General features: G+C 68.5%; 19 protein-coding genes, 1 tRNA gene and 1 riboswitch. Of the genes, 5 read left to right on the top strand and 15 right to left on the bottom strand.

The annotated features are described in order from the left end of the window. Nucleotides 1-103 precede the first annotated feature (103 nt). Nucleotides 104-2,179 carry an ABC-F family ATP-binding cassette domain-containing protein gene (locus tag CVO96_RS00870; protein ID WP_103309289.1) on the bottom strand — a complete coding sequence of 692 codons (2,076 nt, stop codon included), beginning with the start codon at nt 2,177-2,179 and terminating at the stop codon, nt 104-106. 109 nt (nt 2,180-2,288) lie between these two features. Between CVO96_RS00870 and trhO the strand changes: the two genes are divergently transcribed. Further along, nucleotides 2,289-3,251: an oxygen-dependent tRNA uridine(34) hydroxylase TrhO gene (gene trhO / locus CVO96_RS00865; RefSeq protein WP_243398100.1), complete on the top strand. Its 963-nt coding sequence runs from the start codon at nt 2,289-2,291 to the stop codon at nt 3,249-3,251. Nucleotides 3,252-3,269: 18 nt separating this feature from the next. Here the strand turns inward: trhO and CVO96_RS00860 are convergent, their stop codons facing one another. The 7 genes from CVO96_RS00860 to CVO96_RS00830 all read right to left on the bottom strand — a co-directional run bounded on the left by CVO96_RS00860 (nt 3,270) and on the right by CVO96_RS00830 (nt 8,009). Further along, nucleotides 3,270-4,325: a hypothetical protein gene (locus tag CVO96_RS00860; protein WP_103309286.1), complete on the bottom strand. Its 1,056-nt coding sequence runs from the start codon at nt 4,323-4,325 to the stop codon at nt 3,270-3,272. Between the two features lie 114 nt (nt 4,326-4,439). After that, nucleotides 4,440-4,691, bottom strand: coding sequence for a hypothetical protein (locus CVO96_RS00855; protein WP_103309283.1), 252 nt, complete (start codon nt 4,689-4,691; stop codon nt 4,440-4,442). Nucleotides 4,692-4,826: 135 nt separating this feature from the next. Beyond that, on the bottom strand, nt 4,827-5,663 hold the full coding sequence (locus tag CVO96_RS00850; protein ID WP_103309280.1) for a 3-hydroxyacyl-CoA dehydrogenase family protein: 837 nt from the start codon (nt 5,661-5,663) through the stop codon (nt 4,827-4,829). 19 nt (nt 5,664-5,682) lie between these two features. Continuing rightward, complete coding sequence (locus CVO96_RS00845) at nt 5,683-6,123, bottom strand: hypothetical protein (protein WP_103309277.1); 441 nt, start codon at nt 6,121-6,123, stop codon at nt 5,683-5,685. Between the two features lies 1 nt (nt 6,124). Next, on the bottom strand, nt 6,125-6,433 hold the full coding sequence (locus CVO96_RS00840) for a YciI family protein (protein ID WP_103309274.1): 309 nt from the start codon (nt 6,431-6,433) through the stop codon (nt 6,125-6,127). Nucleotides 6,434-6,514: 81 nt separating this feature from the next. After that, nucleotides 6,515-7,693 carry an acetyl-CoA C-acetyltransferase gene (locus CVO96_RS00835; RefSeq protein WP_103309272.1) on the bottom strand — a complete coding sequence of 393 codons (1,179 nt, stop codon included), beginning with the start codon at nt 7,691-7,693 and terminating at the stop codon, nt 6,515-6,517. Nucleotides 7,694-7,727: 34 nt separating this feature from the next. After that, nucleotides 7,728-8,009, bottom strand: a complete 282-nt coding sequence (locus CVO96_RS00830) for a nucleoside triphosphate pyrophosphohydrolase (protein ID WP_103309270.1) — start codon at nt 8,007-8,009, stop codon at nt 7,728-7,730. A gap of 69 nt (nt 8,010-8,078) precedes the next feature. Here CVO96_RS00830 and ffh point away from each other — a divergent pair, with 69 nt between their 5' ends. Then, on the top strand, nt 8,079-9,416 hold the full coding sequence (ffh, locus tag CVO96_RS00825) for a signal recognition particle protein (protein WP_103309266.1): 1,338 nt from the start codon (nt 8,079-8,081) through the stop codon (nt 9,414-9,416). Nucleotides 9,417-9,484: 68 nt separating this feature from the next. Further along, a tRNA-Lys gene (locus tag CVO96_RS00820) sits at nt 9,485-9,560 on the top strand. 94 nt (nt 9,561-9,654) lie between these two features. Here CVO96_RS00820 and CVO96_RS20945 read toward each other — a convergent pair. The 7 genes from CVO96_RS20945 to CVO96_RS00780 form a co-directional block, all read right to left on the bottom strand. Beyond that, on the bottom strand, nt 9,655-11,763 hold the full coding sequence (locus tag CVO96_RS20945; RefSeq protein WP_165795161.1) for an NPCBM/NEW2 domain-containing protein: 2,109 nt from the start codon (nt 11,761-11,763) through the stop codon (nt 9,655-9,657). A 439-nt stretch (nt 11,764-12,202) separates the two neighbouring features. Further along, complete coding sequence (locus CVO96_RS00805) at nt 12,203-13,243, bottom strand: hypothetical protein (protein ID WP_133161716.1); 1,041 nt, start codon at nt 13,241-13,243, stop codon at nt 12,203-12,205. Nucleotides 13,244-13,567: 324 nt separating this feature from the next. Further along, a complete protein-coding gene (locus CVO96_RS00800) occupies nt 13,568-17,659 on the bottom strand; it encodes an HYR domain-containing protein (protein WP_103309261.1) in 4,092 nt (1,363 codons plus the stop codon). Between the two features lie 6 nt (nt 17,660-17,665). Continuing rightward, nucleotides 17,666-17,749: riboswitch (cyclic di-GMP riboswitch) on the bottom strand. Nucleotides 17,750-18,013: 264 nt separating this feature from the next. Next, nucleotides 18,014-18,412 carry a barstar family protein gene (locus tag CVO96_RS00795; RefSeq protein ID WP_103309258.1) on the bottom strand — a complete coding sequence of 133 codons (399 nt, stop codon included), beginning with the start codon at nt 18,410-18,412 and terminating at the stop codon, nt 18,014-18,016. Continuing rightward, nucleotides 18,409-18,894, bottom strand: a complete 486-nt coding sequence (locus CVO96_RS00790) for a guanyl-specific ribonuclease (protein WP_103309255.1) — start codon at nt 18,892-18,894, stop codon at nt 18,409-18,411. The genes CVO96_RS00795 and CVO96_RS00790 overlap by 4 nt, the downstream gene beginning before the upstream one ends. A gap of 23 nt (nt 18,895-18,917) precedes the next feature. Then, nucleotides 18,918-19,910, bottom strand: a complete 993-nt coding sequence (locus CVO96_RS00785; RefSeq protein WP_103313218.1) for a heme-dependent oxidative N-demethylase subunit alpha family protein — start codon at nt 19,908-19,910, stop codon at nt 18,918-18,920. A gap of 168 nt (nt 19,911-20,078) precedes the next feature. Further along, complete coding sequence (locus CVO96_RS00780; protein WP_103309253.1) at nt 20,079-20,903, bottom strand: undecaprenyl-diphosphate phosphatase; 825 nt, start codon at nt 20,901-20,903, stop codon at nt 20,079-20,081. 78 nt (nt 20,904-20,981) lie between these two features. On the opposite strand from CVO96_RS00780, the gene CVO96_RS00775 reads away from it, so the two are divergent. Beyond that, a complete protein-coding gene (locus CVO96_RS00775) occupies nt 20,982-21,797 on the top strand; it encodes an aminoglycoside phosphotransferase family protein (RefSeq protein ID WP_103309251.1) in 816 nt (271 codons plus the stop codon). Between the two features lie 570 nt (nt 21,798-22,367). Beyond that, nucleotides 22,368-23,162 carry a 30S ribosomal protein S2 gene (gene rpsB / locus CVO96_RS00770; RefSeq protein ID WP_103309249.1) on the top strand — a complete coding sequence of 265 codons (795 nt, stop codon included), beginning with the start codon at nt 22,368-22,370 and terminating at the stop codon, nt 23,160-23,162. Nucleotides 23,163-23,181: the final 19 nt, after the last annotated feature.

Raw genomic sequence — 23,181 nt, 5'->3', positions numbered from 1 at the left:
TTGTCTGCAGGGGGAGGGGGAAGCCAGGGGGCGAGTGAGACAGCCTTCAGCGCCACTCCCTTCAGTCATAGCGGCGAGCCCGAGGGGAGGCCCCCCTAGCCCGCTACCGGATGAGCCCGATCCGCTCGAAATACTGCCGGCGCGTGACCACCGGCCCGCCCTCGCCGAGCTGCGCCCGCCCCACGTTCCAGCGCTCGAAGAGCACCCGCAGCGTCCCGCCCAGCAGCGCCGCGCCGTACCAGGCCGGGGGATGGCCGTTCCAGCGCAGGGTCACGCCGTCCCAGGCAAGATGGGGGCAGGTCTCGTCGTGCGCGGCCCAGAACATTCCCCCACCGGCCGCGCCATCGCCGAAGCGCTGGGCGCGTACGGTCAGCGGCGGCTCGCGCACCTGCAGGTCGTACTGCGGGGCGCCGAAAGCTTCGGCGTACAGCTCGTACAGGTGGTGCTGCAGGGCGTGGGCCTGTGAACGCAGGCGGGCTTCCTCGCGGCCGCTGGGCCGGGGCACCGCGTCGAACTGGGCGCGGATGTCGAGAAGCTGCCTCTCGACCGGCACCAGCCGTTGCCGGGGCGTGGGCCGGGGCGGCGGGGGCGGCGGATCGCCCTGCAGCGTGCGGGCCGGGTCGAGGAAGTCGCGGCTGCCCCAGCCCTGGGTCTCGCGCAGCTGGGAGTCCTCGATCAGCCACTGCCGGGTGCTGACCTCGCGCGCGAAGCGCCGGTCGTGCGTGACGATCACGACCGCGCCCGAGTAGGCGTGGACGGCGGCCTCCAGCGCCTGCAGGGCCTCCACGTCCAGATGGTTGGTCGGTTCGTCGAGCAGCAGCAGGTCGGCCCGCAGCGCACTGACCAGCGCCAGCCCCGCCCGCGCCCGCTCGCCGCCCGAGAGCACATGCGGGGTCTTGGGCCAGTCGGCGGCCGTGAACCCGGCCTGGCCCAGCAGCGTGTTGGCGGCCCTGCCGAAGCGCCGCTCGAACTGCGCGTACAGCCCCTCGCCCGCGTTCAGGCCGTGCCAGATCTGATCCAGGCTGGCCACGCTGACCCCGCCCCCTAGCCGCAGCACCGGCTCGGGCGGCCCCGGATCGGGCGCGGTCTCGCCGGCCAGCAGCCGCATCAGGGTGGTCTTGCCGGTGCCGTTGGCGCCCATCAGGGCCACGCGGTCGCCCTGGCGCAGCCGGAAGTTCACGTCGAACAGCACCCCCCGCTCGCCGTAACTCTTCGAGACATGTTCGCCCCAGGCCACCAGCCGCGCCTGCGAGGAACCCGCCAGCAGCCGCATCCGCAGCTGCCGCTCGGGCAGGGGCGCCTCGGGCACCTCGACCCGCCCGGCCCGGGTCTTCATCGCCCGGGAACGCCGGCCCCAGCGGCTCTGCTGCTCCAGGCTGCCCGACAGCCGCGCCGCCTCGCGCTCGCCCAGCCGCGCGGCGCGGGACTGCGTGCGGCGCTCCAGCTCGCGTACGGTGCTGGCCCGTGAATAGCCGCCGGGATACTCGCGGGCCTCGCCGTGTTCCAGCCACAGCGAACGGGTCGCCACGGCGTCCAGAAAATCGCGGTCGTGGCTGGTCAGCAGCACGCCGCCCCGGAAGGAACGCAGCTCGCCTTCCAGCCATTCGCGCATGCGGATGTCGAGGTGGTTGGTCGGCTCGTCCAGCACCAGCAGCTCCGGTTCGCGGGCCAGCGCCAGGGCCAGCGCCAGCCGCGTGCGCTCCCCGCCCGAGAGCGTGGCGGCCTCCCGCCCCAGGAAGCGTGTCAGGTCGAGCATGCCCAGGATGCGCGCGGCGCGGGTCGGCCAGGCAAAAGCCTGAGCATCGTCCAGCCGGGCGTGCAGGGCCGCCCAGGCGTCGAGCATCGCCGGATCGCCCAGGTCGGCCTCCATCGCCAGCAGCTCGGATTCCAGCTCGCGGTAGGGGTGGGCGGCGTCGATGAGCGAGCGCACGGTCACCCCCGCCGGGTGCGCGTGGTGCTGCGCCAGCACGGCCACCTGCAGGCCGCCTTCCCGCCACACCGTTCCCTCGTCCGGCACGACCTCGCCGGTCAGCACGCGCAGCAGCGTGGTCTTGCCCGCCCCGTTGCGGCCCAGCAGCGCCACCCGCTCGCCGGTCGAGACGCTCAGGCCGACCCCGGACAGCACCGGCCGCTCTCCGAAGACCACGGAGAGCGATTCGGCAGCCAGCAGCGTGCTCACGGCAAGGAGGCTAGCAGAGCCGGGGTGGGGAAGAATGCGCCGCCTGACCTAGACTCCACCCGGCCCGGTATCCTGTCCCTCACCGTGGCCCCAGGCCAGTGACGTTCCCATGACCCAGCCCCCCATGACCCAGCCCCCGATGACCCAGCCCCCGCTCCCCCAGGCCCCGTCCGCCCCCTTCGCCGTCCTGGCCCTCTACCAGTTCCACGACGTCCACGATCCCGCCGGGCTCCGTGACCGGCTGCTGGAGCTGGGGCGCGCCACAGGCCTGTGCGGTACGCTGATCGTCGCGCCCGAGGGCATCAACGGGACGGTGGCGGGGTCGCTGGAGGCGGTGACTGGCCTGCGGGACTTCCTGCGCGGCTCCGGCTTCAGCCATCTGGAAGCCAAGGAGTCCACCGCCCGGGAGCGGCCCTTCCGGCGCTTCAAGGTGCGCCTCAAGCGCGAGATCGTGACCCTGGGGGTGCCGGTCGCCCCGCGGGAGGAGGTGGGCACCTACCTGAGCCCCGAGGACTGGAACGCCCTGCTGGCCGACCCCGAGGTGGTGGTGATCGACACCCGCAACCGCTACGAGGTGGTGGCCGGCACCTTCCAGGGGGCGCTGAACCCTGAAATCGACTCCTTCCGCGAGTTCCCCCAGTGGCTCGACGACCACCGCTCCGAGCTGGAGGGCCGGCGCGTGGCGATGTTCTGCACGGGCGGCATCCGCTGTGAGAAGAGCACCAGCCTGCTGCTCCAGCGCGGCTTTCAGGACGTCTACCACCTGCACGGCGGCATCCTGAAGTACCTGGAGGACGTGCCCGAGGAGCGCAGCCGCTGGGAGGGCGAATGCTTCGTCTTCGACGGCCGCGTGACGGTCGGGCACGGGCTGGAGCCGGGTCACGCGCTGATGTGCCACTCGTGCGGCTGGCCGCTCGCGCCCGGGCAGCGAACCCACCCGCTCTACGAGGAAGGGGTCAGCTGCGAGCACTGCCACGGGCAGACCACGCCCGCCCAGAAGGCCGCCTTCCGGGAACGCCAGCGCCACTTTGGCGCCCAGGGCCTCAGCGCCGGTCAGAGAGGCGCCGGTTAGAGGGGCGCCGGCTGCGGGTCAGTCCTCCAGGGCCTCGGGGGGCAGGGCCGGCGGCACGATCAGGGTGCTCAGGGCGAGGCCGCCCAGACCCGCCATGACGGCCACGCCCAGCCACAGTTCCAGGCTCAGGTTGCTCAGGCCCAGCCGCACCGCGCCGCCCAGATAGGGCACCCACACGCACAGCGGCAACAGGAAGGCGAAGGCCCGCAGGCTCAGCACGCGGACAGGCGAGGGCCTCAGCGTGACCTGCAGCAGGTCGGCCAGCAGCCCGCAGGCGAGGGCCACGAGCGGCACCCGCCAGTCGCCGGGCATGATCATCAGGGCCATGCCCAGGTTCGTCACCGTGTACATCAGGGTGATGGCCCCGAAGGGCAGCGCGAAGCGGCGCAGCAGCAGCAGCACGGGCGCCGTCATGATCAGCGCCGTGAGCAAGGTGGCGCTCAGTTCGCCGCGCGTCTGCACCCAGCCCAGCCCCTGCGGCACCATCAGCAGGCCCCACATGTACATGTGCATGAAGGCCGTCGTGGCCAGCAGCGACGTGGCCGAGAGCACCGCCACCCAGCGCGTGCCTCCGGGCACCGAGCGGCCGACGGGCGCGCTCCAGACAGCCACCAGCGGCGAGGCCAGGATCAGCAGCGCCCCCCCGAAGAGCATCAGATGGGTGGGGGAGAGCAGCGCCTCCACCCCGACCTCGATACCGAAGGCCGTGTGCCACAGCAGGTCGCCCGCGCCGGCCACCCCGAACAGCGGCACGCCCAGCCCGGCCAGCGCGTAGCCCGCCGGAAAGGCGGCCAGTCCGCGCCGGCCCAGGCGCCAGCCCCGCGAGGCCAGGAACAGGCACCAGCCGGCCACCGCCAGGAACCCGCTGTAAAAGACCGCGTGCCAGGGCGTAAAAAAGGTCTCCAGCGTCTCGCCGAACTGGTTGTGGGCCCAGCCGTCGAGGAACAGCCCGCCCACCAGCCACCACCCCAGCGCCATGGTGATGAGGTTCTCGCGCGTGGTCGTCCGGTATTCGGCGGCGGGGCTGGTGGCGGCTGCCGGATGAATCCCAGACCGGGGAGGCAGGGTGGTCATGGCTCAGTGTAAGGCGGCCGCTCGGGCAAAGGCGAGGGGCGCCGCGGGCGGATTGCTGCCAGCGGCGCCCATTCTCCAGGGCACGCCTCTGTGTCCTACAGGAAACCGATCAGGTCAGGCGGCGCCGTGAAATTCCTGCTCCAGCTGCAGCTGCCGTTCCAGATCGTCGAGGGCCTGCCGGTACAGTCCGCCCGGCACCTGCGCCACCGTCGCCAGGAAGGTCGCGGCCTCTTCCAGGCTGGTGTGCCGTGAAGAATGGGCCCAGCCCTGTCCCTCCGCCGTCAGGTGGACACGGCCGGACTGAAGCAGAAACCGCACGCGGCCCTGTTCCGTCCGCGTATCGCTGAAGTGGCGGATGACGTTCATGAGTCCAGGATAGGGGAACCCTCCTGACTCCGGAATCCACCAAATTGACGAGACCTTAAGGTGACCTTCAGGTACGGCCAGAGCAGAACCAGACGTCTAGACTTCAGGATTCGTTGCAGGCCACCGCACGGCGGCTCAGTAGGTGTAGAAGCCCTGACCGCTCTTGCGGCCCAGCAGCCCGGCCTGCACCATCTTGCGAAGCAGCGGTGAGGGGCGGTACTTGTCGTCGCCCAGCCCTTTGTGCAACACCTCCATGATGCTCAGGCAGGTGTCCAGCCCGATGAAGTCCGCCAGCGTCAGCGGCCCCATCGGGTGGTTCATGCCCAGCCGCATGATCCCGTCGATGGCCTCCTTCTCGGCTACCCCCTCCATGACGCACTGGATGGCCTCGTTCAGCATGGGCATCAGGATGCGGTTGCTCACGAAGCCGGGGAAATCGTTGCACGAGAGCGGTGTCTTGCCCATCTGCTCGGCCGTCCGGGTCACGATGCGCGCCGTCTCGTCGCTGGTGGAGTGGCCCCGGATGACCTCGACGAGCGCCATCAGCGGCACCGGGTTCATGAAGTGCATCCCGATGAAGCGCTCCGGGCGGCCTGAAGCCGACGCCAGCGCCGTGATCGGGATCGAACTGGTGTTGCTCGCCAGGATGCCCTCGGGCTTCACGATGTGGCCCAGCTGCCGGAACAGGTCGGCCTTGACCGTCTCGTTCTCCACGATCGCCTCGACCACCAGATCGGCGTCCGCGAAGGCGTGCAGGTCGGTAGTGAACGCGATACAGCCGAGCACCACGTCCGGCGTGTCGCTCAGCCGGCCCTTCTCGTGCAGCTTCGCCAGGCTCTTCTCGATGACGCCCCGGCCGCGATCCAGGAACGCCTGCTCCACGTCCTGCACGACCACGTCGAATCCGCTCTGCGCCGCAACCTGCGCGATACCGCCGCCCATCTGCCCTGCTCCGATGACTCCGAATTTCATAGATGACTCCTGATTGCTCTCAAGGTCGGAGGCTCCGGCGCACTGCCTCCGACAGACCGGAAGCTGCTCCCAGACCGACCAGCAAGCGACGTCCGCCTATCAGACGAACCTCCGTGAACTCCTGGCCGCCCAGCGAGTACAGCCACCCGTCGGGCAGCAGACGCAGACCCACGGCGAAAGGGGAGGAGATGTTGACCACGCTCACTCCGGCGATATCGGAAAGTGGAATGGCCTGGCGGAACAAGCCTGGGCCCAGCCACACGCTGAGGGTGTCGTCACTCAGGGTGACGCTCAGGCGACTGAGGGTCGCCACCAGCACCCCCATTACGCCCAGGATGCCGAAGATCGGCAAGGCGTCCGGGGACGAAGTGGTATCCGTGAAGATCATGCCCGTCAGGACGACCGCCAGCAGCCCAGCGTAGACCCACACGATAACGGTTCTTGACTGGACGAAAATCATGTCACTCCACCAGGGCCACGCCTTCCAGCTCCAGCGCCCGGCCGCGCTTGACCGGCGTGAAGGCCGTGTAGCTGTAGGTGCTGCAGCCCTCCAGCACGAAGGGATCGTCCCTGAAGATGGCCTCCAGCTCGTCCTGGCCCTCGGCCTGCGCGACCAGAATGCCGCCCGTGCCGTCCAGCTTGCGCCCACTCGTCAGGAACACGCCCGTGCGGTAGTGCTGATCGAGCCAGGCGCGGTGCCGGGGCGTCACAGCGGCCAGTTCGTCGCCGCCCTTCAGGTACGTGCTCTCGATGATCCAGAGGGTGGGCATGGGAGGGAGTCTAAAGGTCGAACGGTCTAAAGGTCTAACCACAACAAGCATTCGCTGTTCGACGGTTCGACTTTTCGACGGTTAGACCCGCCGCACGGCCAGCGCCAGCCCGTTGCCCCCGCCCATGCACAGGGTCGCCACGCCGACCTCCCTGTCCTGCTGCCTGAGCGCGTGCAGCAGCGTGACCAGGATGCGGGCGCCGCTCGCGCCGATGGGGTGACCCAGGGCGACCGCGCCGCCGTTCACGTTCACGCGCGCCGGGTCGAGACCCAGTTCGCGGCTCACGGCGAGGCTCTGCACGCTGAAGGCCTCGTTCAGCTCCCAGAGATCGACGTCGTTCACGCTCCAGCCCAGCTTCTGCAGCAGCTTGTTGGTGGCCGGCACCGGGGTCATCATCACCCACTCGGGGGCGAGGCCGCCCGTGGCGTAGTCCACGATCTCGGCCAGCGGGGTCAGGCCGTGCGCCTGCGCCACTTCTTCAGCCATAACCAGCAGGCTGGCGGCGCCGTCGTTCAGGCCGGGGGCGTTGCCGGCCGTCACCGAGCCGCCCTGCTTGAAGGCGGGCTTCAGCCGCCCCAAGGTCTCGGCGCTGGTGTCGGCCCGGGGCCCCTCGTCGCTGTCCACCACGGTGTCGCCCTTGCGGCCCTTGACTGTTACAGGCACGATCTCGTCGCTGAAGCGCCCGGCCTGCTGAGCGGCAATGGCCTTCTGGTGGCTGACGGTGGCGTAGGCGTCCTGCTCGCCTCTGCCGATCCCGTACTTCTCGGCCACGCGCTCGCCGGTCAGGCCCATGCCCTCGTCGTTGATCGAGCACCACAGGCCGTCCTGCGTGTTGGCGTCCAGCACCTGCGCGTGGCCCAGGCGGTAGCCCTTGCGGGCGCCGGGCAGTAAGTGCGGGGCGCCACTCATCGACTCCATGCCGCCCGCCAGTACGGCCGTCTGGTCACCGGCCCGGATGCTCTGCGCGGCCAGGATCACGGCCTTCAGGCCGCTGCCGCAGACCTTGTTGATCGTCAGGGCGCCGACCTCGTCGCTCAGGCCCGCCCGCAGCGCCGCCTGTCGCGCCGGGTTCTGCCCGCAACCCGCCTGCACGACCTGGCCCATGATGACTTCCTCGATCAGTTCCGCCGGGACGCCCGACCGCCGCAGTGTCTCCCGCAGGGTAAGAGAGCCCAGTTCGACGGCCGGCACGTCCGCCAGCGTGCCCAGAAACTTCCCGGTCGGCGTGCGGGACGCCGCCACGATCACTGCTTTCGACATGGGGAGGAGTTTAGCGCAGCGGGCCTAACGGGCGTTAGGTTGCCGTCCACCAGAGGCGAGCATCGAACGCACCCCGTTCGGCCGCCTTCTTTTTCCTCATGTCCTCAAGCCCTGCGGCTGAAACCCCGTCCAGCCCGGCCAGGGCCTGCATCACTTCCAGCACGTCGGCCAGTTCGTGCACCTCGCCCGATTCGAGGTATTCACTCACCTCCTCCTGCAGCTTGCCGCGCAGGGCGGCGCGGTACTCCACCTCATCCAGCGGTCGGGAGTGACCATCGAACAGCTCGGGAACGCGGTCTCGGACGAGCTTGCCCATGTCCCTCCAGTATGGATGACGCAGCGTGGGTAACACAGCCGATTCCCGGCGCGTGGTAGCCTCCGGAACATGTTTGAGTCGCTGGGCAACAAGTTGCAGGACATCCTCGACCGGGTGGGGAAGGAACGCCAGCTGACCGAGGCGCAGGTCAGGGCCGCCATGCGCGAGATCCGCATGGCCCTGCTGGAGGCCGACGTGAACTTCGGCGTCGCCAAGGACTTCGTGGCCACGGTCAGCGAGAAGGCCGTGGGGCAGGCCGTCGAGGGCAGCCTGAACGCCGGGCAGATGGTCGTGAAACTCGTCCACGACGAGCTGATCCAGACGCTGGGCGGCAAGGCGGCGCAGCCCGAACTGAAGACCGAGGGGAACGTCTGGTTCATGGTCGGCCTGCAGGGGGCGGGCAAGACCACCAGCACGGGCAAACTGGCCGCGCACTACAAGAGCAAGGGCCGGCGCGTGCTGCTGGTCGCCGCCGATACCCAGCGCCCGGCGGCCCGTGACCAGCTCGAAATCCTGGCGAGGCAGGTCGGCGTGCCCGTACTCAAGGTCGCCGACGGCGAGTCGCCCGCCGAGACCCGGCGCCGCGTGGACGAGCACCTCAAGACCGATTTCCGCGATCTGGTGATCGTGGATACGGCGGGCCGCCTGCAGATCGACGAGGCGCTGATGGATCAGCTGGCCGACCTGCAGACCGCCATGACCCCCACCGAGAGCCTGCTGGTGGTGGACGCCATGACCGGTCAGGAAGCCCTGAACGTGGCCCAGACCTTCGACCAGCGCGTGAACCTCACGGGCCTGATCATCACCAAGATGGACGGCGACGCGCGTGGCGGCGCGGCCCTCTCGGCGCGCTCTGTGACCGGCAAGCCCATCTACTTCGCCGGCACCAGCGAGAAGATCAGCGGCCTGGAACCCTTCTATCCCGACCGGGTGGCGGGCCGCATCCTGGGCATGGGCGACGTGCTGGGGCTCATCGAGCGCGCCCAGCAGGCCGACCTGAAGGCCATGGATGTCAAGAAGCCCGGCGAATTCGATCTCGAAGACCTGCTGACCCAGCTCCGCCAGATCCGCAAGATGGGCCCGCTGGGCGACCTGATGAAGCTGATCCCCGGCATGAGCCGCGCCCTCCCCGAGGGCTTCAACGTCGACGAGAAGCAGATCCAGCGCATCGACGCGATGATCTCCTCGATGACCCTCAAGGAGCGGCGCAACCCGAAGATCATCGACGGCCGGCGCCGCAAGCGGATCGCCACGGGCAGCGGTCACACCGTGCAGGACATCAACAAGCTGCTCAAGATGCACGAGCAGATGAAGGACATGATGAAGATGCTAGGCCGGATGCAGGGCAAGGGGCCGGGCGGCAAGATGCCCCGGCTGCCGTCCGGGCCACCCAACTTCAGACGTTGACAGCTCCCGGCTCCCTCCGTATACTCACACCCGCTGCCAGACGCCCCACAGGGCACCGGGCGCGGTGAGGGACGTTAGCTCAATCGGTAGAGCAGCTGACTTTTAATCAGCGGGTTGTAGGTTCAAGTCCTACACGTCCCACCAGCACGGAATGATCCGCCCCCGCCCCGCGCGGGGGTTTCGCTTGTGGGGAGCACGGGCGGAACAGCCGTCCCGTGCTCCCCGTCGCCGCCTGTCCCTACCGCCCGATCCAGGTCGTGTTCGTCGGCCCGGCGGAGGTGGAACCTGTCGTGACCACCAGGGCGTCACCGATGGTGTCGGCCACCGAGGATTGCCGTGGCCCCGGCAGTGGGGTCAGAACAGTCCAGCGGTCGGTGGCCGGATCGTAACTGAGCACCGTCTCCAGTTCGCGGCCCTCAATCCCGCCGTTGCCGCTGCCCTGGGTCACGCCGCCCACCACCACGATCCGCCCCCGCCAGACGAGGGTCGACGAGGTGATATGCCCCAGCGGCAGCGGCAGGGGACTCACGGCCCGCCAGGAGTCGGTCGCCGGGGTGTACACGTGGACGTCGGTCTGATTGCCGCTGGCCTCGTTGCCGAGGTGCTGGCCGCCGATGGCGTAGAGGCGCCCACCCAGCTCCACGCCGCCCAGGTGGTTGCGCGGGTTGGGAAGGGGCGCGGCCGGGCGCCACCCGGCGGGCGAGTCCAGATTCAGCGTCCAGTGGTCGCCGAAGTCCTGAAGGTAGCGCCCGCCACTGCGCTGGGTGCCCCCGAAATAGTGGAGGTCGCGGCCCAGCCGCACCAGGGCTCCGCCGGCCCGGCCGCCGGGCAGGGGGGCCATGGCCGTCCAGGTGTTCGCCGACGTGTCGAATTTCCACACGTGGTCGGTATGCGGCCCGGGGTGATCGCCCAGGAAGCCCCCGGCGAGGTAGAGGGCGGTGCCGTCGACGGCCACGCCCGCGTGGGTCAGGAACTCGGGGACGTCCGGCAGCGCTGCCCATCGGTCGGTGGCGGGGTCGTAGGTGCGGGCGGCGCGGGTGGCGATGGGCCGACCGTTGAGGTTCCTGTCGTAGCCGCCGAAGACATACAGCCGGGCGCCCAGCGCGGCGCCCTGCCCTTCGTACAGGGTGCTGGGCGCGGCGGCCCGTGGCGTCCAGGCCAGCGGCGCGGGGGCGGGCGGCGGTGGGACTGTCCCGCCGGTGCCGACCGGAAGGATCTCCAGCGCACTCAGCTTGGCGTTCTCCACCCGCCGGATGAAGTCCAGATCCAGCCGGCCGTCCTGAACCCGGGTCGTGAAGTTCCGGACGAGCGGACGGTTCAGCCCCCCGGTCTCGCGGAAGATATCGAGGTTCTGCAGCACCAGCTGACGCTCCAGCAGGACGTCGAAGACCCGCAGGCCCGCGGCGGGTTTGTTCAGCTCGGCGAAATGCAGGCGCACCTGATACTCGCCGTTGGGCACCGGCACCCGCAGGGCGAACGCCGTGCCCCCAGCCGGCACTCCCCGGGTCTCCCCGCCCGTCCACTCGCTCTGGTAGAGGGCGGCACTGGCCGGCGCCGCGGCGCCAACGATGGCGGGCGCCGGACTCGGCGCGTAGGCGAATCCCCCCTCGGCGTACCCCTGGCACCCCGCGGCGTCGCAGGCGGTCCAGCTCACGCCGCCGACCGACTGGGCCGGCCCGCCCGCGTTGATCCGGATCGTCGGGGCCGTTCCTGGGGGCGGTGGCGGTGGCGCCGGGGGCAGCGTGGCCGCAGGGTCGCAGCCGATCAGCCGCGCTCCGGCCCAGTCGGCATGGTCGAAGTCCGGGCTCCCGGCCCTACCGACCGCCAGGCGCAACTCGCGGCGTCCCGCGATGTCCACATCGACGCGCCGCGCCCCGTCGGCGCCGGTCAGGACACCGCTGTCGAACAGCCTGGCGCCGTCCGCGAAGACCTGGAAGACCACGCTGCCCCGGTTGCCCACCTCGTCGTCCACGCCGACATCGGCCGTGAAGCGGCGGCACTGGCCCAGCACGGCGAAACTCATGCTGGAATTCGCGTGGACGCCGAAGCCTCGGGCATAGGTCTGGCCGCCCAGCGTGAGCGTGCGGCCGTCGCCGGAGCGGGCCTCCCCGTTGCTGCGGTCGCGCTCGATCGGCCCCCAGCCATTGGTGGCCGACGTCCAGGCCTCGTAACTCAGCGTGTTGTCGCCCGCGTCGATGACCTGGGCGCTCAGGCCGGGCTCCGCGCTGCGCGACCACGTCCAGGCCCCGCCCGCTTCAGGGGCGGCGCCCCCCGCCGGCTGACCGGGAGACCCCGGCTGGGCGCAGCCCGCCAGCGCCAGGGCTCCCACCCACCACAGCTGCCGCATCCTGGGGCGCCAGCGTGCAGCCCGTCCTGAGTCCATCGAACCCTGCCCATTCCCCGCCGCTGCGCTCCGCGAAGTCCCGTGCCACATACGCCCCCCTGGGTGCCCGAGCAGTCCGGGGGCGCGCAGCCGCTGTACCGGTGGAGCCTCTCCACCACCGGGCTCGCGCCAGACCAGGACTTGCCGTCCAGTACACCCACGGGCCTCATGAAAATCAAGCTTCATGAAGATTCAATGCGCGCCGGTCACTCTGAGCCTCCGGAGGCCAGAGGAGCCGTGTGCAGGGGGTCGACGGCACGGAGCGTCAACAGTCCGACTCATGGACGTCTGCAGACGCTCCGCCTGGGCGGATCGGCCGCCTGGCGCACACGGACGACGGGCCCGGCAGGACGCCAGGCCCGGTCATGGGCGGGTTTGCAGAGTGCTTAGGTCAGCGCCGGCCTCACGGATAGGTCGTGGGCACCACGTTCTCCAGAATGAACACCACGTCCTGATAGTCGCCATTCCGGGAGGGTTCGAAGCCCAGCAGGTAGCTGTTGGCGACCGGCTGTCCGGCCGCATCCCGCAGCGGGTAGACGCGGACGGCGTGTCTGGTCGATCCGGTGTTGACGGCGTCCAGGCTGTAGGTGTTCTGGGGCGCGTAGCTGTTGGCCGCCAGATAGATGCCGAATTTCTGCGTGCTCTCGAACGAGACGCTGGACACACCTTCGACCAGCCGCGGATTCAGCGTCTGATACGTGCCGGTGGCCAGGGTGCCCAGGGCCTTGAGCTGCGGCGCCGAGCCGCTCATGGTGAACAGGCCGAAGGGGGAGGGGCCGTCCGGCGAGTAGCGCGCGACCGGCCGCAGGGTGACCTTCCCGGCGCCAGCCTGCCGGAACAGCGGCGCACTCACTTCCTCGCCCCGCGGCATGGCATCGGTGCCCAGGATCAGGGCGTTCGTCCCCACGTTCAGGCGGTAGCCCAGCGTGTCGACGATCTGCGCCAGTGAGGGCTCAAAGTTGCCCTCCAGCCCAGCCGCGCGCAGGGCGCTGATGGGCACCTCGCCGCTGATCCCCGTGCCCCGCGCCTGCAGGGTGGCCCGCAGGACGTCCCCGGTCACAGAGGTCACGGCGCGGGCTGCGAGCCTGACCTGAACATCGACGCTCTGCCCGGCGGCCAGGGTGAGGGGCAGGCTGGGCACCGAGGCGAGCCTGAACGCCTCAGGACTGGCGCCGCCGAAGCTCAGGCTGTCGATCTGCACCGGCGCCGAGCCCGGATTGGTCAGCGTCACCCTCTGCGGGGCGCTCTCCTCGTTCTGCACGCCGCTCAACACCACGGTTCCCGGCTGGGCGCCCAGCGTCACCACGTCCCCGGGCGGTGTCGGGGCGGTCGCCTGACCGGATTCGGCACACGCCATCAGACTCAGCGACAGCAGCGCGGTGGCCGATGCCTGGAGCGACACCCTGACCAGCTTCGGGGTCATCAGATTTGAAATCGAAATCATCAACAGCTACTCCTCCGGGACTGTCCAGCCCGTCCTGACCTCGATGCCGAGGTTCGCTACTCCGGCAGATCCTGCCCTCTGCCGCGTTTCTGCATCGTCAATCGACGCGTTACAGCGGCCGGAGACAGCCCCCGGCCCGCTGAGCAGAACTGTAGGTGAGCCGCCCTTCCTGATCCTGTCGGTCGAATGAGAAGTCGCTCTGGATGGACACAGCCGGCCTCATCCCTGGCCCTGGGTGGCGCTCGGGCGCACCGGGGTGCGTTCACCCGACAGGAAACGGCCGCCCAGGACAAGTCCCGGAGCGGCCGCAGGAGGGCGGAGGGCTTACTTGAACTTGAAGAGGGCGCTCTGCGTATTGCCGTCGATAAACTTGACGTTCAACTGGTAACAGGAGCCCGCTTTGAAGGCCGAGCTGGTCTTCCAGACGTAGTTGTACTGCCCGGAGGTGGCGTCGTAGCTGAGCCCGGATACAGTAGCGGCCGAGAGTTCTTCTATGTCGTCCAGAGTGCTGGTCGAGCAGTTGACTGATGTGGCGTTGGGGAAGCCAGGCGCGAAGATACTCAGGCCCTGGTTGCCGCCCAGCTTGAATTTCACGGGCACGGCGCTGCCGACCTTGACGGTGTTGTAGACGTTGCCCATGTCGATGGGCTGGAAGAAGCCGGTGAAGTTGTAGGCCACGATCACATTGAAGGTGCTCGTCGAGGCATTGCCCGCCGCGTCGGTGGCCGTGCAGGTCACGACCTTGGTGCCGACTGAGAAGGGGCTGCTACTGGCCGGGGTGCAGGAGACGGTCGGGGTGCTGATCGCATCCGTAGCCGTGGGATTGGTGTAGGTCACGGTCGCGACACCGTTCGCCGTGGCGAAGGCGGTGACGTTGGCGTGCGCGGCCAGGACAGGCGCGGTGGTGTCCTGCACCTTGACTTCGAAGCTGCCGGTGGCTTTGTTCCCTGCGCCGTCCGTTGCCGAGCAGGTCACGGTGGTGGTACCCAGCGGGAAGGTGGCGCCGCTGGCCTTGTCACAGCTGACGCTGACGGTGCCCGAGACGAGGTCTGTGGCCGAGGTGCTGAAGTTGACAGCGGCGCCACCAGGGCCCGTGGCTTCTGCGGTCAGGTTGCCCGGGAGGGTTAGGACAGGGTTGGTGGCGTCCTGCACGGTGACTGTGAAGCTGCCCGTGGCGGAGTTGGCGGGTGTGCGGCCATCCTTCGCCAAGCACGTGACGGTGGTAGTGCCGACGGGGAAGAGGCTTCCACTGGCCTTGTCGCAGCTCACTGCGACCGGGCCGTCCACGAGGTCTGTCGCACTGGGCGTGAAGCTCACGTTCCGTCCACCGAGGGTGTCGCCTTCCAGTGAAATGGCGGCGGGCAGGCGCAGGGAAGGGGCAGTTCTGTCCTCGATAACAACATTAAAGCTGCCGCTGGCAGGGTTGCCGTGAGCATCGGTGGCCGAACAATCGACTGTGGTGGTGCCCAGCGCGAAGGTGTGGGAGCTGCTGATTGTCGTGGTACCAAGCTTGCACGTCACTGTGACGCTGCCGTCCACAAGGTCATGCGCAGTGTTGGTGAAGCTGACGTAGGCGCCGCCGGGGCCTGTGGCCTCTGCGGACAGGTTGCCAGACAGGCTCAGGCTGGGCGGAGTGGTGTCCCGAACGATGACCTTGAAGCTGCCGGAGGCCTTGTTGCCTGCGTCGTCGGTAGCTGAGCAGTTGACCGTCGTGTCGCCCAGGACGAACGTACCGCCACTGGCTGGGGTACAGCTCACCGCGACCGGGCCGTCCACCAGATCGGTGGCGCTAGTGATGAATGTGACGACGGCGCCGCTGGGCCCGGTTGCCTCTTCAGTCAGGTTCGTCGGAACGGTTAGATGGGGCGCGGTCGTGTCGCGTACTTCGACAGTGAAGCTGCCCGTGGCCTTGTTGCCCGCGTCGTCGGTGGCCGAGCAATCGACCCTCTCCGTGCCCAGGGCGAAGGTGCTGCCGCTGATCGGGGTACAGACCACAGTCACGGTGAGATCAACGAGGTCAGTTGCGGTGTTGCTGAAGGTCACGACAGCGCCCGCAGGCCCAGTCGCTTCCTTGATTAGGTTGTCGGAGAGGGTCAGATCTGGTTTGGTGGAGTCCTGCACGGTCACATCGAAGCTGCCGCTGGCGGTGTTACCCGCATCATCCGTGGCCGAGCATGTGACGGGGGTGGTGCCCAGCGCGAAGGTGGCGCCACTGGTCTTGTTACAGCTGACGCTGACATTTCCAGACACGAGGTCGCTGGCCGAGGTGTTGAAGGTCACGGCGGCGCCCATGGGCCCGGTGGCTTCCCTGATCAGGTCATCCGAGAGGGTTAGGACAGGTTTGGTGGTATCGACCACGGCGATCGTGAAACTGCCGGTGGCTTTGTTGCCACCGCCGTCGGTGGCCGAGCATTCCACGGTGGTCGTGCTGCCCACAGCCAGGGTCGTGCCGCTGACCGGCTCACAGCTGACCGCAACATTGCCGGAGACGAGATCGCTGGCGGTGGCGGAGAAGGTCGCCATGGCGCCGGCCGGGCTGGTGGCTTCCAGCGTCAGGTTACTGGGCAGGTGCAAGGTGGGCGGCGTCTTGTCCTGAACGGTAATTGTAAAGCTGCCGGTGGCTTCGTTCCCCCCGCCGTCCGTCGCCGTGCAGGTCACGGTGTTCGTGCCCAAAGCAAAGGTGCTGCCGCTGGCCGGAGTGCAGCTGACGTTAGGCGTGCTCACGGCGTCGGTCGCGGTGGGGTTGGTGAAGGTGACAACGGCGCCAGCAGCACTGGTGGCTTCGGCGGTGATGTTCGCGTGCGCGGCCAGCACCGGGGCCGTGGAGTCGGCCACCGTCACACTGAAGGTGCTGGAGCTGTGGTTGCCCGCGTCGTCGGTGGCGGTGCAGCTCACCGTGTGGGCACCCAGCGCGAAGGTGCTTCCGCTGGCGGGCGTACAGCTGACCGTCGGGGTGGCGTCCACAGCGTCGCTCGCCGCGGGACTGGTGTAGGTCACGGTGGCGCCGGCCGAGCTGGTCGCTTCGGCCGTCACGGCGCCATGCGGGGCCAGTGCCGGGGCGGTGGTGTCGCGCACGATGACATTGAAGATGCTGGAGCTGCTGTTGCCCGCGTCATCGGTAGCGGTGCAGCTGACGGCCGTGCTGCCCAGTGCGAAGGTGCCGCCGCTGACAGGGGCGCAGCTGACCGTCGGGGTGGTGTCCACGATGTCAGTCGCAGTGGGGTTGGTGAACGTTACCAGGGCGCCGGATGCGCTCGTGGCTTCAGCCGTGACGTCCAGGTGTGTGGCTAGAACGGGCTTGGCGGTGTCCGTGACCGTCACGGTGAAGGTGCCGGTGCCGGTATTACCAGCGCCGTCAGTGGCCGAGCAGGTGACAGTCGTCACACCGACAGGAAAGGTGGCACCGCTAGCCTTGTCACAAGTAGGGGTCAGAGCGCCGCTGGCCAGATCAGTAGCGGTGGCTGGGGCAAAGGTTACGTCCGCGCCCTGTGGCTTGGTCGCCTCAATGCTGATGTTCGCGGGCACTGTCACCAGAGGTCTCGTGGTGTCGGTAACAGTCACGGGAAAGCTCAGGGTGGTGGTCTTAGGCCCGGCCGAATCGGCGCTGCCGTTCAGACGTTTGCCTGAATCCGTGACTGAGCAGGAAACCGTCGTGGTGCCCACCGCAAAGCCGCTGCCGGTGGCAGGCGTGCAGCTGATGGTCAGGGGGAGGTTCAAAGCAGCGTCTTCAGTGTCGAAGGCGGTAGGGGCCGGCGCGAAAGTAACCGGCGTAGAAGCAGCCGTCGCTTCAAGCATCATTCCCATTGGCACGGTCAGTTCCGGCGCAGTGTTGTTAGCGACTGGAGGGGCGCAAGCGGTGATGCTGGTGCCGATAACGGCGTAAGCGTTGGTCGCAATCGTCAGTTTCGAGCCCGTAGCATTGGTGTTTGAGATGTCGGCGGGAGCTACCGAAACGTCAGCCGACGCGTTTGCGGTGACGTGGCTGCCAATCGTGAGGGTGAGGGTAACATCAATGTTCTGGGCCGCGTCACTGGCGGTAGGGCGGGGGGCAACCGTGAAGACCTGGTAAGTGCTGGCATTTGTCAGATTGACCGGAGGCGAGGCGATCCAGATTCCGCCGGAATAGATGTACCCCTTAGGGAACTTGATGGTAGCGGTGCCGTCCTGCTTGCCAGTGATCCTGTAACGCACAGTGCGGTCGATAGTCGTATTCGCGCAGCCGCTGAGCGTGACCGTAGCTGTCTGGGTACCACCAACCGTGGCGTCTCCTGTGCCAGCAGAAAGGGGTTTGATATTCGGGCGCCCTGCTGCTGTAGGCGCGGATGCCGGTGTGGTAGCGGTGGGCGTTCCACTCTGCGAACACCCCGCCAGAGCGAGCATGGTGAGAACGGGGAGTAGGAGCTTGCCTCTCTTCATGAAGCCTCCTTCCTGGGCGGGTCTCACCATTCGCTCGCTCTGTCTAAGGTGACCGACTAAAAGACAGAGGTCATAACGGCCCATGAGAGCGCCGTTTTCGGGCGCCCTGTAAATTGCGGGCGAACTCAGAAGCGGTTCGTGGATTAATCGTACGACATTCAGTGCTCATCTTTCACAAGTTCTCATCCCTCTCCAATCTTTACCCGATGGGGGAGGAGGGGGTGCCATACCGGCCACCCAGTCGTGAAGAACAGGCTGCGGGAGTTATGAGAGCCAGATAGAGAAAGTCCTGGTCGATCCGTGCCTCAGCAATTCGGATCGACCAGTTGTGGGAATACTCATGTTCTTCAGGGACTACCAGTGCCGGGTGTCGCTGTCGGGTTCCTCCAGCAGGAGCCAGAGGCTGCGGCCGGCTTCGGCGGCGGTGGCCTGGGCGTCCAGCATCACCCTCTCCAGATCGGCCGAGAGGTGAGGGTGCTTTTTTCGGAACGAGGCGTAACTGCAGAGCAGCACGGCCGACTTGGCGGGCCGGGACTCGGGGTCGGTCAGGACGTCGTACAGGGCGTCCCAGTTGCGCCCGAAGGTCTGCGACAGGCCCAGGCCACGCAGAAAGGCCAGCATCAGCGACTCCTTGTCGTGGACGTCTCTGAAATTGATCTCGCGCACGGCGACCTGATGGCCGGCGGCGAGCATCCGGGGATCGTGTGGGGCGGGTTGCAGGCCGTTGGGGGCCTCATCGAACACCTGGATCACGGGCGGAGTCTCCTGAAGGTGGCGTAGTGGTCGCTGGTGTAGTAGCACTCGGCGGTGCTGGTGGCCCTCTGGCCCCCACACACGATGCGCCGGGCGCCGCGGTCGCCCTCGCCGGGCGTGGGGACGGTGTACTCGCGGTAGTAGCCGCGCTGCTGCCGGGGCAGGACGCGCTCGCGGTTGCCGAAGGTCACGCCGTCCTTGGCGTAGCGGAAGGGCCCGCCCCGCGCGATGGCCTGCAGGGTGGCCCGTCCCTCGCGCGGCAGGTCTGAGGCCGACATCCAGCGCAGGCCGCTGTCCGGATCGCGGCTGCTGGGGCTCTGGCTGGACGCGCCCGCCGTCGAAGCGCGCTGGCTCTGGACAGCCACCGGCTGGCTGGACTGCGGCTGACTGGACTGCGGCTTCGCGGGAACGTCGCAGGCCGCGAGCAGGCCGGTGGCCAGCGCCAGTGCCGGCAGGAAGGCGAGACGGAGGGTCACGGCCATGAGTGTAGGCCCTGCGGCATGAGTCAGGCCACGGCCCGGGCACCCAGCCAGTCCAGCAGGTCGTCGAGCAGCGGCCCCAGACCCTTGTACTCCACCTGATCGGGGGTCATGGTTCGCAGCGCGGCGGCGAGCGCGCGTGCCTGATCGGGGGTCTGCGCGGCCTCTCGCAGCGGATACGTGTAGGGCCGGATGGTGAAGAGAGCGCCGCTCGCCTCGGGGAAGCCGGTCAGCGTCTGGCGCTCCACGCGCAGGAAGGCGCCGTCGGGGGAAAAGCGTGTCGTCTCAGCCCGGTCAGCGTCGGGCGGCGCGGCGGGGTGGTGATCCAGACGGTCGCCCATCGACACGCCCCACGCGAAGCGCACGAAGGGCCCACGGGTGATCACGGCGTCCACCAGCCGCGCGGCGCTGGCGTTCATGGGGCCGCTGCCCGCCACCGGCGCGTGCACCCGGACGAAATCGCGCCCCAGTTTGTCGCGCGGATCCCAGTGCTGCGGGCTCAGGACGTGGGTGGCGGCCAGCCAGTCGCCGCCCGGCCCCCGGGCGATCAGGGCCAGATCCTCCGGGGCGCACAGGCCCAGCAGATCCAGGGCGTTCACGGGCGCCAGATCGGCTACCCGTTCACCCAGCGGCGCGTCCGAGCGGCGCAGCTGCTCCACGCTGCCGCGCCGGAGATCCAGGTCGGCCGACCAGCCCAGCAGCGCATTCGAGAAGGTGCGGCCGTCCCAGCTCATGGCGCCGCCGCTCTCGTCGGCCAGCGTCCGGGCGATGAACGACAGGGCGGCGTGCCGCAGCGCCGGGCTCAGGTTCGCCTCGCCGGCGTACTCGTGCAGGGCGCGGTGGTGGGCGGCGGCCTTGCTGGCCACGAAGCGCGCATAGGTATCGTCCAGCGCGAAGGTGTGGGTTTCGGGCCGGCCGTCCTCGCGCCAGGGGATCGGCTGGCTGCCCAGCCGGAACAGCCCCGCCGACACGGCGTACACGCCCCCCAGGAATGGGCGGTAGACGGTCGGCGGGGCCATGGACGGATTGTGCCAGACGCCGGCGGCCTCACAGCGGTAACCAGACTGATTGACGGTCAAGGCCGTCAATCAGTCTGGGGAGAACGGAGTGAGTCACCGCCACAGACAGCGGCCTACGTGGAGCCCAAGGGGGTGTTGTTCACCCGTAGGCGGAACGGAGTACCGCTGTCAGGCCAGGATGGAGTTGTTCAGCACGCCCGCCGCGATCAGCGCCAGGATGACCACGCCCAGCACCACCCGGTAGACCGCGAAGCCCTTGAAGTTGTTGGTGGATACGAAGCGCAGCAGCCAGCCGATGGCCGCGTAGGCCACCACGAAGCTCACGCCCGCGCCCAGCAGCACGTTCAGCAGGCCGATCTGGCCCAGGATCTCACGGCTCTTGATGAAGTCCAGCAGCGCCGCGCCGCCCAGGGTGGGCACGCCCAGGTAGAAGCTGAACTTGGTGGCGGTCGGGCGGTCGAGGCCCAGCACCATGCCGCCCAGGATCGAGCTGGCCGAGCGCGAGAAGCCGGGCCAGAGCAGCGCCAGGCACTGCAGCGCGCCGATCATCAGCGCCTTGCGGGTGCTGATCTGCTCGATTTCGTGCACCTCGGGCACCGTCTTGCGGCTCTCGATCACCCACATCAGCACCCCGCCCACGATCAGCGCCCAGGCCACGACGCTGGGGCGGAACAGCAGTTCCTTGATGGTCGAGCCGAACAGCAGGCCCAGGATCACGGCCGGAATACAGGCCACGACCACACTCGTCCAGAGGTGGCGCTGCACCCGGTCTGTGGGGATGTGGCGGATCAGCAGGAATTCCTTCCAGTAGTACGCCAGCACAGCCAGGATGGCGCCGCCCTGGATGACGACCTCGAAGGTGTCCTTCACGTCCTTGGGCCAGGGCACACCCAGCAGGTTTCCGGTCAGGATCAGGTGTCCCGTCGAGCTGATCGGCAGGAATTCCGTGATTCCCTCGACGATGCCATAGATGATTGCGTAGACCCAGTCCATACCGGCGTGAGCCTAACACCTCCGGGTCAGGCGGGGGCGTCCGCCGAAAGGTGCAGCAGGGGTGTGGATACTATCGCAATGAGCTTCGCCCCCTGGCTGGCCCGCTGGAACCTCCTCCCCGACGGCGGGGCCATCCACACCGCGAGCAGCGACCTCCTGCCCGTGGTCTGGGAGGGCCAGGCCGCCATGCTCAAGCTGGCGCGCCTGGACGAAGAGGAGCGCGGCCACCGCCTGATGGTCTGGTGGGCCGGGCGCGGGGCCGCGCGGGTCTATGCCCACGAGGGCGCGGCCCTGCTCATGGAGCGGCTGAGCCCCGAGCCCTCACTCGCGGCGTGGGTGGACGAGGGCCAGGACGACGAGGCGAGCCGGGTGCTGTGCAGGGCCGTCGCCCGCCTGCATGAACCTCGCGGGGAACCCTGGCCCGACCTTGTTCCCCTGCGCCGCTGGTTCCGCGCCCTGGAGGCGGCAGCGCCAGCCGGGGGCACCCTGATGGACTGCTGGACGGTGGCGACCGGGCTGCTGGACGACCCACAGGACGTCCGGCCCCTGCACGGCGACATCCACCACGCCAATGTGCTGCACAGCCCTGGTCTGAGGGGTGATTGCGGCTGGCTGGCCATCGACCCCAAGGGGATTCTCGGGGAGCGCGGCTACGACTACGCGAACATCCTCAGCAACCCGACCCAGGCCTGGGCGCTGCGGCCCGGCCGGCTGGCCCGGCAGGTTCGGATCGTGTCGCAGGCTGCCGGACTGGAGCGCTCGCGCCTGCTGCGCTGGATCGTCGCCTACTCGGGTCTGTCGGCCGCGTGGCATCTGGAGGACGGGGACGAGGCGGCGGCGGCCCGGCAGATCGAGATCGCGCAGATGGCGGCGGGCGAGCTGGGAGGTTCCTGATGGGCGAGGTGAAGTCCGGCTGAGACGCTGGCTCGGGTTGGTTTCCAGCGGAGTTGGCCGTGGTGGAGCTTCGGGGGTCGGTCAACGGGCCGATGGGCAGAACGAAGCTGCAACATGGGGCAGATCCGTCAGCCTCTTCCCAGGGGAGCGTACAGTCACAGGCTCTGCCCTTGATGGCTGACCGGAAGGCGACCCCTCCGGCGCTCCGCGCCACCTCCCCTGAGAAGGGAGGCAAGAGAAAGCACGGCTGGCAGGCCTCTCCTGGCTCCTCTGGACTGACAGCGCCCGCAGGAAGGGGGGGCTGACATCGGAGGTGACGGGCGGGCATAGCCCCTGAGCAGTGGGGTGCTGTGCAGCGTTACCCAAGAAACCACCGCACTCACTGTGTCGCCCTGTCCTCCACCGTTTGTCCACCCCAGGCCCGATCCTGTATACTCTCCGTTTGGGTGCCCCTGTGACCCGCTGTGCGTGCTGGAGCGTCGCGCACGGCCTGGCCTGAACAACGCACGCAGGTGCGGGGCTGGCACATGGACGGCAGACTTCTTCCCACTGCAACGCTCAGGAGCACAGATGTCTTATATCTCCATGAAGCAACTGCTGGAAGCCGGGGTTCACTTCGGTCACGAAACCAAGCGCTGGAACCCCAAGTTCAAGCGCTTCATCTTCGCCGAGCGCAACGGCATCTTCATCATCGACCTCCAGAAGACCCTCAAGCAGGTAGACCGGTCGTTCGACTTCATCAAGGAACTGGCCGAGCGCGGCGGCGTGATCCTGTTCGTCGGCACCAAGAAGCAGGCCCAGGAGATCGTGGAACTGGAGGCCCGCCGCACAGGGATGCCCTTCGTGACCAGCCGCTGGCTGGGCGGGATGCTCACCAACTTCAAGACCATCCGCACCCGGGTCGACCGGCTGAATGAACTCGAGGAGATGGAGGAGTCGGGCCGCATCAACGACCGTCCCAAGGCCGAGCGCATCGAGCTGGGCAACGAGCGCGAGCGGCTGCTGCGCTTCGTGGGCGGCATCCGCAAGATGAACCGCCTGCCCGACGCGATCTTCGTGGTCGACCCGACCAAGGAAGTCATCGCCGTGCAGGAAGCGAACAAGCTGGGCATCCCCGTGATCGCCCTGGCCGACACCGACTCCGATCCGGACGTCATCGACTACATCGTGCCCGGCAACGACGACGCGATCCGCTCCATCCAGCTGATCACGCACCGCATCGGCGACCTGCTGGTCGAGGCGCGCGGCGGCGGCGAGGACGTGGCGGCGGCGCGTGTGGACGGCGAGACCCCCGAGATGGAAGCCGCCGAACAGGGCGAAATGGGCGACACGGCCGAGCTGACCACCACGCAGGGCCGCAGCTAAACCCCCGAACTTCACGACA

It is taken from the genome of Deinococcus koreensis (assembly GCF_002901445.1).
Lineage (GTDB): Bacteria > Deinococcota > Deinococci > Deinococcales > Deinococcaceae > Deinococcus > Deinococcus koreensis.
This window is presented reverse-complemented; position numbering and strand designations above follow the sequence as displayed.

Bases quoted from the DNA above. Each gene is read 5' to 3' on its own strand.
- CVO96_RS00785 (WP_103313218.1), bottom strand. From the start codon at position 19,910: ATGGCCCCGCCGACCGTCTACCGCCCATTCCTGGGGGGCGTGTACGCC.
- CVO96_RS00830 (WP_103309270.1), bottom strand. From the start codon at position 8,009: ATGGGCAAGCTCGTCCGAGACCGCGTTCCCGAGCTGTTCGATGGTCAC.
- CVO96_RS00835 (WP_103309272.1), bottom strand. From the start codon at position 7,693: ATGTCGAAAGCAGTGATCGTGGCGGCGTCCCGCACGCCGACCGGGAAG.
- CVO96_RS00800 (WP_103309261.1), bottom strand. From the start codon at position 17,659: ATGAAGAGAGGCAAGCTCCTACTCCCCGTTCTCACCATGCTCGCTCTG.
- CVO96_RS00840 (WP_103309274.1), bottom strand. From the start codon at position 6,433: ATGCCCACCCTCTGGATCATCGAGAGCACGTACCTGAAGGGCGGCGAC.
- trhO (WP_243398100.1), top strand. From the start codon at position 2,289: ATGACCCAGCCCCCCATGACCCAGCCCCCGATGACCCAGCCCCCGCTC.
- ffh (WP_103309266.1), top strand. From the start codon at position 8,079: ATGTTTGAGTCGCTGGGCAACAAGTTGCAGGACATCCTCGACCGGGTG.
- CVO96_RS00850 (WP_103309280.1), bottom strand. From the start codon at position 5,663: ATGAAATTCGGAGTCATCGGAGCAGGGCAGATGGGCGGCGGTATCGCG.
- CVO96_RS00775 (WP_103309251.1), top strand. From the start codon at position 20,982: ATGAGCTTCGCCCCCTGGCTGGCCCGCTGGAACCTCCTCCCCGACGGC.
- CVO96_RS00805 (WP_133161716.1), bottom strand. From the start codon at position 13,243: ATGATTTCGATTTCAAATCTGATGACCCCGAAGCTGGTCAGGGTGTCG.
- CVO96_RS20945 (WP_165795161.1), bottom strand. From the start codon at position 11,763: ATGCGGCAGCTGTGGTGGGTGGGAGCCCTGGCGCTGGCGGGCTGCGCC.
- CVO96_RS00860 (WP_103309286.1), bottom strand. From the start codon at position 4,325: ATGACCACCCTGCCTCCCCGGTCTGGGATTCATCCGGCAGCCGCCACC.
- rpsB (WP_103309249.1), top strand. From the start codon at position 22,368: ATGTCTTATATCTCCATGAAGCAACTGCTGGAAGCCGGGGTTCACTTC.
- CVO96_RS00845 (WP_103309277.1), bottom strand. From the start codon at position 6,123: ATGATTTTCGTCCAGTCAAGAACCGTTATCGTGTGGGTCTACGCTGGG.
- CVO96_RS00780 (WP_103309253.1), bottom strand. From the start codon at position 20,903: ATGGACTGGGTCTACGCAATCATCTATGGCATCGTCGAGGGAATCACG.
- CVO96_RS00855 (WP_103309283.1), bottom strand. From the start codon at position 4,691: ATGAACGTCATCCGCCACTTCAGCGATACGCGGACGGAACAGGGCCGC.
- CVO96_RS00790 (WP_103309255.1), bottom strand. From the start codon at position 18,894: ATGGCCGTGACCCTCCGTCTCGCCTTCCTGCCGGCACTGGCGCTGGCC.